Annotated in this window: 16 protein-coding genes; 15 read left to right on the forward strand and 1 reads right to left on the reverse strand. The window is 65.7% G+C overall.

The annotated features are described in order from the left end of the window. Position 1 precedes the first annotated feature (1 nt). From AC1DMA_RS19065 to AC1DMA_RS19115, 11 genes are all read left to right on the forward strand, one after another. Complete coding sequence (locus AC1DMA_RS19065) at positions 2-529, forward strand: Na+/H+ antiporter subunit E (RefSeq protein ID WP_478128854.1); 528 nt, start codon at positions 2-4, stop codon at positions 527-529. Beyond that, entirely contained in the window at positions 522-851 is a 330-nt protein-coding gene (locus AC1DMA_RS19070; protein WP_478128855.1) for an MrpF/PhaF family protein, read from the forward strand. Before AC1DMA_RS19065 ends, AC1DMA_RS19070 begins: the two co-directional genes overlap by 8 nt. Continuing rightward, positions 848-1,177: a monovalent cation/H(+) antiporter subunit G gene (gene mnhG, locus AC1DMA_RS19075; protein WP_478145209.1), complete on the forward strand. Its 330-nt coding sequence runs from the start codon at positions 848-850 to the stop codon at positions 1,175-1,177. The genes AC1DMA_RS19070 and mnhG overlap by 4 nt, the downstream gene beginning before the upstream one ends. Continuing rightward, positions 1,174-2,115 carry a hydrogenase subunit MbhD domain-containing protein gene (locus AC1DMA_RS19080; protein WP_478145210.1) on the forward strand — a complete coding sequence of 314 codons (942 nt, stop codon included), beginning with the start codon at positions 1,174-1,176 and terminating at the stop codon, positions 2,113-2,115. Before mnhG ends, AC1DMA_RS19080 begins: the two co-directional genes overlap by 4 nt. Further along, positions 2,112-2,456 (forward strand): NADH-quinone oxidoreductase subunit K, encoded by a 345-nt coding sequence (locus tag AC1DMA_RS19085; protein WP_478145211.1) that lies wholly within the window; start codon positions 2,112-2,114, stop codon positions 2,454-2,456. Before AC1DMA_RS19080 ends, AC1DMA_RS19085 begins: the two co-directional genes overlap by 4 nt. Then, the gene (locus tag AC1DMA_RS19090) at positions 2,457-4,004 is read left to right on the forward strand and encodes a complex I subunit 5 family protein (protein ID WP_478145212.1); all 1,548 of its coding nucleotides are present in this window, start codon (positions 2,457-2,459) and stop codon (positions 4,002-4,004) included. It begins immediately after the preceding gene. Beyond that, on the forward strand, positions 4,001-5,659 hold the full coding sequence (locus AC1DMA_RS19095) for a proton-conducting transporter transmembrane domain-containing protein (RefSeq protein ID WP_478145213.1): 1,659 nt from the start codon (positions 4,001-4,003) through the stop codon (positions 5,657-5,659). The genes AC1DMA_RS19090 and AC1DMA_RS19095 overlap by 4 nt, the downstream gene beginning before the upstream one ends. Before the next feature lie 52 nt (positions 5,660-5,711). Next, a complete protein-coding gene (locus AC1DMA_RS19100; protein WP_478145214.1) occupies positions 5,712-7,169 on the forward strand; it encodes an efflux transporter outer membrane subunit in 1,458 nt (485 codons plus the stop codon). 158 nt (positions 7,170-7,327) lie between these two features. Further along, positions 7,328-8,773, forward strand: a complete 1,446-nt coding sequence (locus AC1DMA_RS19105; protein WP_478145215.1) for an NAD-dependent succinate-semialdehyde dehydrogenase — start codon at positions 7,328-7,330, stop codon at positions 8,771-8,773. Positions 8,774-8,881: 108 nt separating this feature from the next. After that, positions 8,882-9,745: a hypothetical protein gene (locus AC1DMA_RS19110; protein ID WP_478128863.1), complete on the forward strand. Its 864-nt coding sequence runs from the start codon at positions 8,882-8,884 to the stop codon at positions 9,743-9,745. A gap of 84 nt (positions 9,746-9,829) precedes the next feature. Then, positions 9,830-10,165, forward strand: coding sequence for a hypothetical protein (locus AC1DMA_RS19115; protein ID WP_478128864.1), 336 nt, complete (start codon positions 9,830-9,832; stop codon positions 10,163-10,165). 20 nt (positions 10,166-10,185) lie between these two features. Here AC1DMA_RS19115 and AC1DMA_RS19120 read toward each other — a convergent pair whose 3' ends face one another. Beyond that, complete coding sequence (locus tag AC1DMA_RS19120; protein ID WP_478145216.1) at positions 10,186-10,578, reverse strand: hypothetical protein; 393 nt, start codon at positions 10,576-10,578, stop codon at positions 10,186-10,188. Between the two features lie 387 nt (positions 10,579-10,965). On the opposite strand from AC1DMA_RS19120, the gene AC1DMA_RS19125 reads away from it, so the two are divergent. The 4 genes from AC1DMA_RS19125 to AC1DMA_RS19140 are packed head-to-tail and all read left to right on the forward strand — an operon-like array spanning position 10,966 to position 13,104. Beyond that, positions 10,966-11,367 (forward strand): hypothetical protein, encoded by a 402-nt coding sequence (locus AC1DMA_RS19125; RefSeq protein ID WP_478145217.1) that lies wholly within the window; start codon positions 10,966-10,968, stop codon positions 11,365-11,367. A 30-nt stretch (positions 11,368-11,397) separates the two neighbouring features. Next, the gene (locus AC1DMA_RS19130; RefSeq protein ID WP_478145218.1) at positions 11,398-12,036 is read left to right on the forward strand and encodes a hypothetical protein; all 639 of its coding nucleotides are present in this window, start codon (positions 11,398-11,400) and stop codon (positions 12,034-12,036) included. Between the two features lie 49 nt (positions 12,037-12,085). Next, complete coding sequence (locus AC1DMA_RS19135) at positions 12,086-12,661, forward strand: hypothetical protein (RefSeq protein ID WP_478128868.1); 576 nt, start codon at positions 12,086-12,088, stop codon at positions 12,659-12,661. After that, a complete protein-coding gene (locus AC1DMA_RS19140) occupies positions 12,661-13,104 on the forward strand; it encodes a glycine zipper 2TM domain-containing protein (RefSeq protein ID WP_478128869.1) in 444 nt (147 codons plus the stop codon). The genes AC1DMA_RS19135 and AC1DMA_RS19140 overlap by 1 nt, the downstream gene beginning before the upstream one ends. The last annotated feature ends 19 nt before the right edge of the window (positions 13,105-13,123 follow it).

Raw genomic sequence — 13,123 nt, forward strand, 5'->3', positions numbered from 1 at the left:
CGTGACTCCCGATTCACCTGATCGCATCGAGGCCCGCACGCCGACGCTGGCGCGCGCGGCATTGGAGCGCGGCATGATGTTCCTCGCGATGTGGGTGGTGCTGATGCCGAGCGCGAAGCCGGGCGATCTCGCCATCGGACTGGTCGCCACCATTGCGGCAACCTGGACGAGCGTGCGGCTTCTGCCGCGCGAGGCCGGGCACGTGCGCTTTCGCTCGCTGCTTGTCTTCATTCCGCACTTTCTCTGGCAGTCGGTGGTCGCGGGCGTCGACGTGGCGCGCCGCGCACTTGACCCACGCATGCCGCTCAAGCCGGGGTTCGTGGACTGCCCGGTGAGCTTCCCGCCCGGTCTGGCGCGAAACGAATTCGCTTCCATCATGAGCCTCATGCCGGGGTCCGTGCCTGTCGGAGAATCCGATTTCGCGATCGTCTTCCATTGCCTGGACGTCACGCAGCCCCTCGCACAGCAGATGGCCGAGGAAGAAGAACTTCTCACGGATGCCCTTGTGACGGGGGAGAGCCATGGATGACTTCCTTCTCGGCGCTTGCGCCTTCGTCTTCCTGATGGTGGCGGCCGGGCTGGTGTGCGTCCTTCGCGGCCCGGGCAATGCCGACCGCATGATGGCGGCGCAACTCTTCGGCACAGGCGGCATCGCGGCGCTGCTGTTGCTGGGTGCGTTGCACGACATCGAGGATGTCGTCAACGTGGTGCTGACGCTGTCGATCCTGGCTGCCTTCAGTGCCATCGCGTTCGTGAAGGCGGGGTCCGTGCTTGTGGACGCGGATGCGGATGCGGATGCGGATGCGCAGTCGCACGCAGATGCAAGGGCCGCTGCGGGGGACAAGCCTTGAGCATCGTCGCCGACATCTTCACCGTCGTTGCCATTTCGGTCGGCGCTTTCTTCTTCTTTGCCGGCACGGTCGGACTGGTGCGCTTTCCAGATTCATACACGCGCCTGCATGCGCTGACCAAGGCCGACAACCTGGGCTTGGGCCTTGTGGTGCTGGGCTTGCTTCCGCAAGTGGGCAGTGCGCTGCTCGGATTCAAGCTGATCCTCATCTGGTTCCTCGTCCTGCTGGCGTCGGCGGTGTCGTCGCAGCTGATCGCGCGAGCGATTCAACGCAGCGAACAAAGCGGCGCTCCGCGGACGGCCGAATCGCGACAGGTGCCGCCATGAGCCTGACATTGAACATCGCGCTGGTGCTGCTCTTTCTCGGACTCGCGACGTGGACCGTCTTTGTGCGCGACACGTTTTCAGCGGTCGCCGGTTTCATTCCGTACGGATTGCTGCTGACCTCGGTGTGGCTGCGGTTGTCGGCGGTCGACGTCGCGATGACGGAGGCAGCGATCGGCGCTGGCCTCACGGGCGCGCTGCTCGTCGGTGCGGCGGCGCGTCTGCGCGCGAGCGAAGCACAGTCCGCCGCACGACAGCCTGGGGTGTTGACGCGTGTCGTGGCCGCGATCGTCTCCATTGCAGTAGCCGCCGCGATCGCCGCTTGCGTGCTGCTGCTGCCCGAGCCGGCGCCCACGCTCGCGCAGGAAGTCGCGGACAACATCGCATCGACAGGCGTGGGCAACCCGATCACCGCCGTTCTGCTGTCGTTTCGCGCGATGGACACGCTGCTGGAAGCTGTCGTGCTGCTGTTCGCGCTGGTCGGCGTGTGGTCGCTCGCGCCCGACCGCGCATGGGGCGGCCGGCCCGGGCCGGTGCCTGCCTCCGATCCCAACGGCATCCTGGCGTACTTCGCGCGCGTGCTGCCGCCGATCGGCATCGTCATCGCGGTCTACATCCTGTGGGTCGGCGCGGACAACCCGGGCGGCAAGTTCCAAGGTGCGACCATCCTCGCCGCAATGTGGTTGCTGGTGATGATGGCCGGCCTGGTCGACGCGCCACCGGTGGGTAGCAGATCGCTGCGGATCGGGCTGTCCGTGGGGCCGGTGGTGTTCATCCTCATCGGCTTGGCGGGCGTTGGCGCTGCCGGTGCGTTCCTCGGCTATCCAGAAGGCCATGCCAAGCCATGGATCCTCGTGATCGAGTTCGCGCTGCTGCCGTCACTCGCGCTCACGCTGGGCTTGCTGTTGGCGGGCGCACCGCAACGGGCGGAGCCGAAATGAGCGCGGCGACGCTCTTCGGACTTTGCGCCGCGGTGCTCGTCGGGCTCGGGCTCTACGGATTGATCGTGAGTCCGCAGCCGTTGCGCAAGATCCTGTCCTTCAACCTCATCGGCAATGGCATCTTCCTGGTGTGCGCGGTGATCGCGCGCCGCGGTGCAGGCGCGGGGATGGGTGGCGATCCGGTGCCGCAGGCCCTGCTCATCACGGCGATCGTCGTGGCCTTCGCCGCTTCGGCGCTGGCCGTGGCCTTGCTGCTGCGCCTGTTCGAGGAGACGGGGTCGGCAACACTGACCGTCGAGGATCCCGAGCCCGGCGGGCCGGACGCCCACGGAGCCCACTAGGTGCAGGTTTCCCCCGCAATCGACCCGACCACGCCCGCCGGCCTGTTGCTCGTGCTGGCAGTGCTCGTGCCCTTTGTCGGCGTGCTGCTCGGACTCGTGCTCGGCGGGCGCAATGCGCAACGGGTGACGATGGCGACGCTCCTCATCGGACTGGGCATTGCGATCGCCATCGCCGATGCGCTGGTGGAATCGGGCGGTGCGCTGGTGTATCCGCTGGGCGGGTGGAGCCCGCCGCTCGGCGTCGCTCTGCGCGCCGACGGCCTCTCGGTGGTGATGCTGGTTGCTGTGGCGGTGGTCATCGGCGTCATCGGCATCTACGCGCGCGGCGATTTCGGCACGCCGTCCGGCGCGAAGGAGGCACGCGCGCCGTTCATGTTCTGGTTGCTGCTGCTCGCCGTCTGGGGCTCGCTCAATCTCGTCTTCGTCAGCGGCGATGTGTTCACCCTCTATGTCGCGCTTGAACTGCTGACCTTTGCGGGCGTTCCGCTGGTCAGCCTCGACGGACGCGGCGAGACGTTGCAAGCGGCGCTGCGCTATTTGCTGTTTGCACTCCTGGGTTCAATGTTCTATCTGCTGGGCGCGTTTCTGCTCTACGGCGCCTACGGCACGCTGGACATTGCGCTCCTGGCATCGCGCATCCAGCCCGAGCCCATCGCGTGGGCCGCGGCCGCGTTGATGACAGTCGGGCTGATCGCCAAGACCGCGCTCTTCCCGCTGCACCTGTGGTTGCCGCCCGCGCATGCCGGCGCGCCCGCGGCGGCCAGCGCCGTGCTTTCCGCGCTGGTGATCAAGGGCGCGTGGTTTCTGGTGGTTCGCCTGTGGCTCGACGTCTTTGCCGGTGTCGTGACGCTGCCGTCGACGCAACTGCTCGCGACACTGGGTGCCGCGGCGATCCTGGTCGGCAATGTCGTGGCGCTGCGCCAGGCCCGGCTGAAGCTGCTGATCGCCTATTCGACAGTCGCGCAGATCGGCTACTTGTTCCTGATGTTTCCCCTCGTCGCCGGGCTGGAGGCTGCGCAGATCGACAGCGCTTCGGCCGTGTCCGGCGGCATGCTCCAGGCCATCTCCCATGCGACGGCGAAGGCCGCGATGTTCCTGGCGGCGGGGTTGATCTATTCCACTCTCGGCCACGACCGCATGGCGGACCTCCGCGGCATCGGACGTGCATTGCCAATGACGCTGACCGCTTTCGCACTCGGTGGCGCATCGTTGATCGGGCTTCCGCCGTCCGGTGGCTTCCTTGCCAAGTGGCTGCTCCTTTCCGCGGCCATCGCGACGGCGCAATGGTGGTGGGTGCTTGTCATGCTCGTCGGCGGGCTTCTGACAAGCGCGTATGTGTTCATGGTGGTCGTTCGTGCGATGGCGCCCGCGGACGCCGGTTGGATGCCGAAGAAGCTGGTGCCGCGCTACCAGCAAGTCGCCGTGCTGGTGGTGGCCCTTTGCTCGTTCCTGCTGGGTCTCTCGGCGATGTGTCCGGTCGACGTGGCGCAGATCGGCCGGCCCGGGCTGTCGCCGATTGGCGCGATCGGCGCCGTGGGGGCGCGATGATCATCGGCTCGGTCACCTTCCTCGCGATCCTGCTGGGCGTGCAGGTGATGGTGCCGCTCGCGATGGGTGTGCCGCTCCTGCTGTTGATCGCGAGCGCCTGGAAGCCGCTGCGCCGCCGCCTGCCGCTCCTGTTCGTGTTTGCGCCGGTCCCGGCGCTGCTGGCCGCGCTGTTCGACAACGACGGAACGAGCTTCGTCATGGGCAACGCAGCGTTCTCGCTCAGCTTCGCTGTCGATGCGCCCGGCGCCATGCTGCTCGGGGTCGCAGCGCTGCTGTGGATCGTGGCCGGCGCCTATGCCGCACGCTTTCTGCGCGACAGGGCCGAGCCTGACGGATTCATCGTCTGCTGGCTGATGGCACTGACCGGCTGCGTCGGGGTGTTCCTGGCGGCGGATCTCATCAGTTTCTATTTCCTGCTCGCGGTGCTGAGCGTTGGGGCCAGCGGACTCGTGCTTCAGGGCAAAGGACCCGATGCGTTGCGCGCGGGAGCGCTCTACCTGGGGCTGGCACTCCTGGCCGAAGCCTTCCTGCTGGCCGGCCTCATCCTGATGGCGAATTCGACACCCGGCGACAGCCTGCTGATCAGCGATGCCGTTGCGGCGCTACCCACTTCACCGACGCGCGACCTCACGCTGACATTGCTGCTCATCGGGCTCGGCATGAAGGCGGGCCTCGTGCCGATTCATTTCTGGATGCCGCTGGCCTACGGTGCGGCGCCGATCCCGGCCGCCGCGGTGATGAGCGGCGCGGTGGTCAAGGCGAGCGTCATCGCGATGGTGCGTTTCCTGCCGCTGGATGCCGCGCTGCCCGACTTCGGCTATCCGCTCGCCACGGTCGGATGGATTGGCGCTTTGTATGGCGTGCTCATCGGCATCACGCAGACGCGGCCCAAGACAGTGCTTGCCTATTCGAGTGTGAGCCAGATGGGCTTCGTCGTGGCCGTCATCGGCATGGGCCTGGCTGCGGGCGACGGCAGCACGGCGATGGCCGCTGCCTTCTACGCTGCGCACCATCTGCTGGTGAAGGGCGGCTTGTTCCTCGCGGTGGGCGTGATCGGTCTCACGGGGCGGCGGCATTTGTGGCCCATGTTGGTTCCAGCCGCGGTGATCGCGCTGGGTCTGGGTGGTCTGCCGCTGACGGGCGGCTCGCTCGCCAAGTACGCGGCCAAGGATCTGCTTGGCGATGGCCTGGCCGGCAGCGTGGCGGTCGTGTCGTCGATTGCGTCGACGCTGCTCATGATCCACTTCCTGCGTTGCTTGAGCGGCAACACGGCGCCGGACGCGGACGCACGCGCCCCATGGGTGCTGACTGGCGCATGGCTCGCGATGGCATTGGCTTCTCTCGTGGTGCCGTGGGTGCTGTACCTCCAGTTTCCGGTCGACGAACTGCCCAAGGCCCTCGCGCCCGTTGCGTTGTGGTCAGCGCTGTGGCCGGTGCTCGTGGGCGCTGCGCTTGCTGTCGTGCTGGACCGATCGAGGCAGCTTCTTCCGCGCATTCCTGCTGGCGACATCGGCATTGCGCTGGGCGGCCTGAAGGGCGCGAGCTTCGCAACCGGCGCGGGCTTCGAGCGCGCAGACAGCTTCCTGCGGCGCTGGCCCATCGCGTGCATCGCGTTGCTCGTGGTCACGCTGCTCTTCATCTGGATGCTCTCCTGATGCTTCAAACGATATCGATCTCCCTGCTGAACATTCGAGCGAGGAAAGCCCCATGAAGACGTTTGCGCTGGCAGCGCTGGCTGCCCTCTCCGTTGTCGTCGCCGGCTGCACCGTCGGACCCAACTACGTTCGCCCTGAAGTGCAGGCACCCGCGGCATGGCGGATCGACTACCCGAAGGCCGCCGATGTTGCCAACACCAAATGGTGGGAGCAGTTCGGCGATCCGGTGCTCAACGAGTTGATCGAATCCGCGCTGCGGGGCAATCTCGACGTTCGTGTCGCCGCCGCGCGCGTGGACCAGTTCATCGGCACCCTTGGTTCGGCCAAGTCGCAAGCCTATCCGCAGCTTGCCTACAGTGGCGGCGCCAGCCGATCGCGTGCAAGCCGCGTGGGCCAGCCGCCGATACCGGAGCCCGCCGATCCCTATTTCTCGCTCTACCAGGCAGCGCTCGGTGCCACCTGGCAGGTCGATCTCTTCGGGCGGGTGCGGCGCCTGAGCGAAGCCGCCCAGGCGCAGGTCTATGCCAGCGAGCAGGCACAGCGCGGCGTTGTCCTCACGCTCGTGACGGGTGTCGCGACCAGCTACTTCGCGCTGCGCGGCCTCGACCGCCAGCGCGAAATCGCCATGGCGACGGCCAGCAATTTCGGCGAAACGGCGCGCATCTTCGATCTTCGCTTCAAGTCCGGCATCGTGTCGAAGACCGAAGTCTCGCAGGTGCGCTCGCAGTACCAGCAGGCGCTGGCGTCGATCCCCGTCATCGAACAGCAGATCGCGGCGGTCGAGGGCCGCATCTCGATCTTGCTCGGGCGTGATCCGGGTCCGATTCCGCGCGGCAAGACCATCGACGAACTCGCGGCGCCGCTCATCCCGGCCGACCTCCCATCGGCATTGCTCGAACGCCGGCCGGACATCCTCGCGGCCGAGCAAAACCTCGTGGCCGCGAACGCCAGCATCGGCGCGGCGCGGGCGCTTTATTACCCGACCATTTCGCTGACGGGCGCGTTCGGCTCGACCAGCACCGCCGCCGGCAGCTTCCTTACGGGCCCTGCGACCGCGTGGCAAGCGGCGGCGGGGGTGGCCGGTCCGATCTTCACTTTCGGCGCCATCCAGGGGCAGGTGCAATCGGCCGAAGCGCAGAAGACGCAGGCTGAGTTGGTTTATCAGTCCGCCATCCTCAATGCCTTCCGCGACACCAATGACGCGCTCATCGGCACGCAGAAGACGATCGAAGGCGTAGGCTTCCAGCGCGAGCGCGTGGTTCAACTGCGTGAGTTCGCCCGGCTCTCGAGACTCAAATTCGAAAGCGGCCTCATCGGCTACCTTGAAGTGCTCGTTGCCGACACCGAACTCTTTGCGGCCGAACTCACGCTCGCATCGTTGACGACCGACCGCTACACGCAGGTGGTGAACGTCTACCAGGCGATGGGCGGCGGCTGGGTCGACATCGCGGATTCGATGACGCCGCGGCCGGTCGGGATGGTCGAGGCCAAGGACAAGAAGCAGCCTTGAAGGATGCCGCCCCCAGTGCCCATGCCGCACGGACTGGCTTCAAAGGGCGCTAGGATCGGTGCTGCGCCCATGCCCATCCGGCACACGGCCTTCGTCGCATTCGTCCCGCACGAATCGACACACCCCTCTTTCCTCTTTCACGGATTCAAGGACCCAGCATGACCACTTCCAGCTATCCCGACACGCGCCTGCTCATCGACAACGAGTGGTGCGACGCCGCCAGCGGCAAGACTCTGAACGTCGTCAATCCTGCAACCGGCAAGACCATCGGCAAGGTCGCCCATGCGGGCATCGCCGACCTGGATCGTGCGCTCGACTCGGCGCAGCGCGGCTTCGAAGCCTGGCGCAAGATCCCGGCGAACGAGCGGGCGGCCACCATGCGCAAGGCAGCCGCGCTGGTGCGCGAACGCGCCGCCGACATCGCCCGCGTGCTCACGCAAGAGCAGGGCAAGCCCTTCGTCGAAGCCCGCGGTGAAGTGCTCGCCGGCGCCGACATCATCGAGTGGTTCGCGGACGAAGGCCGGCGTGTCTATGGCCGCATCGTGCCCTCGCGCAACCTCGCCGCGCAGCAGTTGGTGCTCAAGGAGCCGATCGGGCCAGTCGCCGCCTTTACGCCCTGGAATTTCCCCATCAACCAGATCGTTCGCAAGCTCGGTGCCGCACTGGCCAGTGGCTGCTCGTTCCTGGTCAAGGCGCCTGAAGAAACGCCCGCATCGCCCGCTGCGCTGCTGCAGGCTTTCGTCGATGCCGGCGTGCCCAAGGGCACCGTCGGGCTGGTGTTCGGCGATCCGGCGGAGATTTCGAGCTATCTCATTCCGCATCCGATCATCCGCAAGGTGACCTTCACGGGTTCGACACCGGTGGGCAAGCAGCTTGCAGCGCTGGCTGGCGCGCACATGAAGCGCGCCACGATGGAACTGGGCGGACATGCGCCGGTGATCGTGGCCGAAGACGCCGATGTGGTGCTGGCGGTCAAGTCCGCGGGTGCCGCGAAGTTCCGCAACGCCGGGCAGGTCTGCATCTCGCCGACCCGCTTCCTGGTGCACAACAGCATCCGCGATGAATTCGCTCAAGCGATGGTCAAGCACGCCGAGGGCCTGAAGCTGGGCGACGGCCTCGCCGAAGGCACCACGCTCGGCCCGCTGGCCAACGCCCGTCGCCTGACCGCGATGGCCAAGGTGGTCGACGACGCACGCGCGACCGGCGCCAAGGTCGCAACCGGCGGCGAGCGCGTCGGCTCGGAGGGCAACTTCTTCGCGCCCACGGTGCTGACCGATGTTTCACTGACGTCGGACGTGTTCAACAACGAACCTTTCGGCCCCATCGCGGCCATCCGCGGCTTCGACACGATCGAAGAGGCGATCACCGAAGCCAACCGCCTGCCTTACGGCCTGGCCGGCTACGCCTTCACCAGGTCGATCAAGAACGCGCACCTGTTGTCGCAGCGGCTCGAACTCGGCATGCTGTGGATCAACCAGCCGGCGGCGCCCACGCCTGAAATGCCTTTTGGCGGCGTGAAGGATTCGGGCTATGGTTCGGAAGGTGGACCCGAAGCCATGGAAGGCTACCTGGTGACCAAGGCCGTGTCGATCATGGCGGTATAACCCGACGGGACAGGCAAGCTGCGCTTTGCGCGGCGCGCAGCTTGCCGCTCCGTCAGCAGGGTCACCTGCAAGCCGAGCTCCCGCCGCGCGGAAAGAATGCGATTCATCATGAAGCACTCGATGTTCCGCCGATTGGCGCTCTGGCTTTTCATTCTTTTCCTGCCGGCCGTCGCGCTGGCCCAAAGACAGCTCGGCAGCGCCGAAGCCCTCCAGGCGAAATACGGCGCGGTCCAATCCCAACTCACGCAGAACGTCTTCGGACGGCCATTGGTGCTCGAATCCGCAGAGTCCTCAGGCCAGTTGAGCGGCAACATCTTTGCGGTACTGAACCACCCCTTCAGCGAGGTGAGCACTCAGTTGAGCCAGCCGGGCGTCTGGTGCGAAGTGCTCATGCTCCACCTGAACACCAAGGGCTGCACGGTGAGTTCGAAGAGCGACATAAAAACTGTGACGGTCTTTGCCGGCCGCAAGTTCGACCAACCCCTGTCCGAGGCCCAGCGCATCGATTTCGTCTGGCAACCCGCCACGGTCGGAGCGGACTATCTCAGTGTCGGCCTCGGCGCAGACAAGGGGCCGCTGTCGACCCGCGACTATCGGATCGAGCTCGAGGCCACGCCGACGCCGGACGGCAAGACATTCATGCATCTCGGCTACTCGTATGGCTACGGCACCGCGGCGCGCATCGCCATGCAGGGCTATCTCAAGACGATCGGCAGCGACAAGGTCGGCTTCACCTCCACCGGCAAGGACGCCTACGTGGGCGGCGTGCTCGGCGTGGTGGAGCGCAACACCATGCGCTACTACCTCGCGATCGATGCCTTCATGGAACATCCGACCCGGGCGCAATTGCAGGATCGGCTCGCCCTCTGGTTCGACAGCACCGAGCGCTATGCCCGGCAGCTTCACGAAGTCGAACGGGACGATTACCTCGCCATGAAGCGCAATGAATACAAACGAATGAGTTCGCAATAGCGCGTGAAAACCCCGACTAACACCCTTGCGTAAGATTCAGATACACATGTATCGTCTTGTGTCTGAAAAAAGCAGGGTGTTGTCATGGACCTCGAATTCCATCTCCAGAAGATTTCGGCGCTCAGCCCCATGGCGGCGAAGATTGCCTTGCGAACGTTGGATCGCGATCCGCGCTTCCCCACCGACTGGGTCATGGCGTTGCGGCCGGCGCTCGTCGATCGAAGCGGGGAAGCTCCGTCTTTCGGCGGTACGGACTGGATGACCATCGCTGCGATCGAACGTCCCGCCATCCGGCGCTTTGCAGAGCGATTTGAAAGCCGCGAACAACGCCACGCGCGGCTCTGGGTGCTGAGCTTGCGCAGCGCATCCAAGCGGCATGACCGGGCAGAGCCTGACGCGAGCGTCTACGGCGAGCTGTAGCGGCCGAACCGATCCACGATCTACTTACCCACGGCCTTGCGTGCTCTTGAAGTCCTGATGACTTCGCTGCGGCTTTTCTGAAGATCGGCCAGCTGCTTCAACTGGGCCGGGCAGTCCGCTTGTACCGCGACCAGCACGAACGGGCTGCGCCGCAGGGCGGTGACTGTCTTTTCCACGTCGGCTGGCGGGCGGTTCCTGTTGACCAGCCCCGCAGCAACCGCGGCCCTCGACTGGTTGTAGAAGGTTTTCTCGAACGCCGGGGTGCCGCAGCGTGCGGCAATCACTCGATAGTCAGCTTCTTGTTGTTCTGCCGGTACGGGCGCGGAAATCGGCTGGGCGTGCACCGTCATCGGAACGATGATGGCGACCGCCGTCGCCGCGACGATGGACTCGATGTCGAAACGCGTTTTCACCCGGGCCTCCCTGATTGCCTGTGATGTGTGTCGATGCTCGCTTCATCCTAATGCGGGGCTTGCGGGAGACGCCATCCCCCAAGCGAACTATTGCGAGATGTGCGTGCGTCTGTTGTGAATGCGTGACGCTCTGCGCATTGCCCCAAGGGGCAATGACTCTTGCCCCTTCGGTCTATTTCCAGCTTCCGCGGGCGCCCGTCAAGATGAGGCGCGTGGCTGCGGCGAAGCACGACGGCCGCCGGACGGAGCTATGCCCCAATGGATTTTGTTGCCGGGCCGAGCTACAACGTCATCCAGCCTGCAATGCCTCGAAGGGGTTCGCGCGCTGCCGGGTGAGGTTCACCCGGGTGAAATTCGTTTTCTCAAATAAGGACAAGGAGGACCACCATGCAAGGTATCCACACATTGAGGCTTCTGGCGATTGCCGCGGTCCTGCTGGCGACGACCGTCGCCGGAGCGCAGCCGCTGCAGCGCTACAACGCCATCCGTGACACACCGATCACGAGATTCAAGCAGGCCGACATCGACCTGATGACGAAAACCATCGACGGCGCGCTCGAGAGCGGAAAGGACGGCGCCACCGTGACATGGGCGAGCCCCGGCACGCAAAACAGCGGCAGCGTTACGCCTGCGGAAGACCCCAAGGGGCGCCCGGGGTGCAGGATGGCACGCATCGAAAACAAGGCCGGATCGCTGCAGAACGCCGGGGACTACATCTTTTGCAGGAACAAGAACAAGGGCGACAAGGCGGTGCCTTGGCAGTTGGTCAGCCCGTGGTCGCCCAGCTAGGTTCTTTCCGACGCACCCGGACTCCTCTTCATGAACAAGCGCATTTCCGGCATGGCGATAGCGACGACGGTGGTGACTGTGTTGGCGACGACCCTGGCGCTTCCGGCATGGTCGCAGGACAAGCCGGCGGTGCCGGCGTCCGGCCAGGAAGAGGTCGTGATTGGAAGGGAGCCCGGCGAGGCGCAGGCGGTTGCGGGGCGTGTGCGCGCTCGCACGGCCACCATCCTCGCCATCGATCCGGCAACGCGCGACATCACGCTGTCGCGCCCCGATGGCCCGGACACCGTCATCCACGCCAGCGAAGCCGTGAAGAACTTCGATCAACTCAAAGTCGGCGATCGCGTGACCCTGAAGCAAGGCGAGGCACTCTTGCTCGGCCTTCGAAAGACGACCGGTGGGATCCGCGAGCGTACCGATTGGCTCCAGGTGCACGTGGCACAACCCGGCGACCGGCCCGGTGTCGTGGTGAAGCACAGGATCCAGGCCGTTGCGAACGTGACCGCCATCGACCGAAAGGCCGGGAAGCTCACGCTCCGTGGCGTGAGGGAAATCCGCAAGTTCGACGTCAACGACCCGAAGCTTCTCGCCTCTCTCAAGGTGGGCGACCAGGTGGAAGCGACGCTGCTCCAGGGCGAAGCGCTGGTCGTGCAGCCGGCGAGCGCGCCATGACGAATACCTTTAGCCTGAATACCTTGCACACCTTTCGAGAAAGCCACTCATGAGCCTGCGAACAGTCTTGCTGCTGCGGGGCGCTGTGAGCGTGCTCTTCGCCGCGTACCTGATGTCGATGTCCCCGGCCGGCCCTCAGGCAGGCGGCCAGTACGGCCACAACGGCTACTTCGCGTTGCTCGACGGCGTGCTGGGCCTCGTGCTCTGGTTCGCGCTGTCGAAGCATCCGGCGGCGCGATGGCTGTCCGGGCTCGCGTTGGCGGACGGTGCCTTGCGGCTCGCCATCGGCGTGGTGACCTTCCTCGCTCCGAACATCCAGTCGCGAGTGCTTGGCGCCGTCGTCTACCTTGGCGCGATCGTCGTCGCATGCATCGCGCTCGGGATCGTCGGGCTGATCTATGTGTCGATGAACAGGCGGAGGCTGACCGGCGGCCTTCGCATCGGCGCACTGCCGGCGATCATTGCAAGTGCATGCACCTTGCTTTTCGGGATCGCGCTGGTGCTTGGTTTTTCCACGGACGACGGCCGACGTTCGCTCGTGGCGGTGTTGACGCTGGCGCTGGGTGTGACTTACCTTGTCGCCGGTATTCGTGCGAAGCCTCTATCCACTCAAGGAGCAATCTGATGACCAAACTCTTCTCTCGTATCGGCGCCGTCGTGCTGACGCTGTTGATGGCCGCCTGCGCGGCGCCCGGATCCCAGGCCCCGGGGTCCATGGAGGTGCGCCAGGGGGTGATCGAACAGATCACGCCGACGGACCTGCAGAGTCCGCAGCACACGGGCGTGGGCGCGGTGGTTGGCGGTCTCACGGGTGTGGGCCTCGGCAGCCTCATCGGCGGAGGAACAGGTCGGGATGTGGCGATGGTCGCCGGTGCCATCGGCGGCGCATTCGCGGGCTCGGAGGTCGCGAAGCGCTACGACCGGCCGCAGCCAGGCCAGCAGATCGTCGTGCGGATCAGGAACGGCGTTCTGGTGTCTGTGAGCCAGCCCATCAACCCGTCGCTGCGCGTGGGGCAGCAGGTCTACATTGAAGGCAGCGGCGAGAACGCTCGCGTATTGCCGCGCTGAGTTCCAAGCGCCCGATCGC

Source organism: Variovorax sp. 05N34 (assembly GCF_056397405.1).

What these genes read in the sequence shown, in the direction of transcription:
- AC1DMA_RS19070 (WP_478128855.1), top strand. Translation starts at nt 522, where the DNA reads ATGGATGACTTCCTTCTCGGCGCTTGCGCCTTCGTCTTCCTGATGGTG.
- AC1DMA_RS19080 (WP_478145210.1), top strand. Translation starts at nt 1,174, where the DNA reads ATGAGCCTGACATTGAACATCGCGCTGGTGCTGCTCTTTCTCGGACTC.
- AC1DMA_RS19085 (WP_478145211.1), top strand. Translation starts at nt 2,112, where the DNA reads ATGAGCGCGGCGACGCTCTTCGGACTTTGCGCCGCGGTGCTCGTCGGG.
- AC1DMA_RS19095 (WP_478145213.1), top strand. Translation starts at nt 4,001, where the DNA reads ATGATCATCGGCTCGGTCACCTTCCTCGCGATCCTGCTGGGCGTGCAG.
- AC1DMA_RS19100 (WP_478145214.1), top strand. Translation starts at nt 5,712, where the DNA reads ATGAAGACGTTTGCGCTGGCAGCGCTGGCTGCCCTCTCCGTTGTCGTC.
- AC1DMA_RS19105 (WP_478145215.1), top strand. Translation starts at nt 7,328, where the DNA reads ATGACCACTTCCAGCTATCCCGACACGCGCCTGCTCATCGACAACGAG.
- AC1DMA_RS19110 (WP_478128863.1), top strand. Translation starts at nt 8,882, where the DNA reads ATGAAGCACTCGATGTTCCGCCGATTGGCGCTCTGGCTTTTCATTCTT.
- AC1DMA_RS19115 (WP_478128864.1), top strand. Translation starts at nt 9,830, where the DNA reads ATGGACCTCGAATTCCATCTCCAGAAGATTTCGGCGCTCAGCCCCATG.
- AC1DMA_RS19125 (WP_478145217.1), top strand. Translation starts at nt 10,966, where the DNA reads ATGCAAGGTATCCACACATTGAGGCTTCTGGCGATTGCCGCGGTCCTG.
- AC1DMA_RS19130 (WP_478145218.1), top strand. Translation starts at nt 11,398, where the DNA reads ATGAACAAGCGCATTTCCGGCATGGCGATAGCGACGACGGTGGTGACT.
- AC1DMA_RS19135 (WP_478128868.1), top strand. Translation starts at nt 12,086, where the DNA reads ATGAGCCTGCGAACAGTCTTGCTGCTGCGGGGCGCTGTGAGCGTGCTC.
- AC1DMA_RS19140 (WP_478128869.1), top strand. Translation starts at nt 12,661, where the DNA reads ATGACCAAACTCTTCTCTCGTATCGGCGCCGTCGTGCTGACGCTGTTG.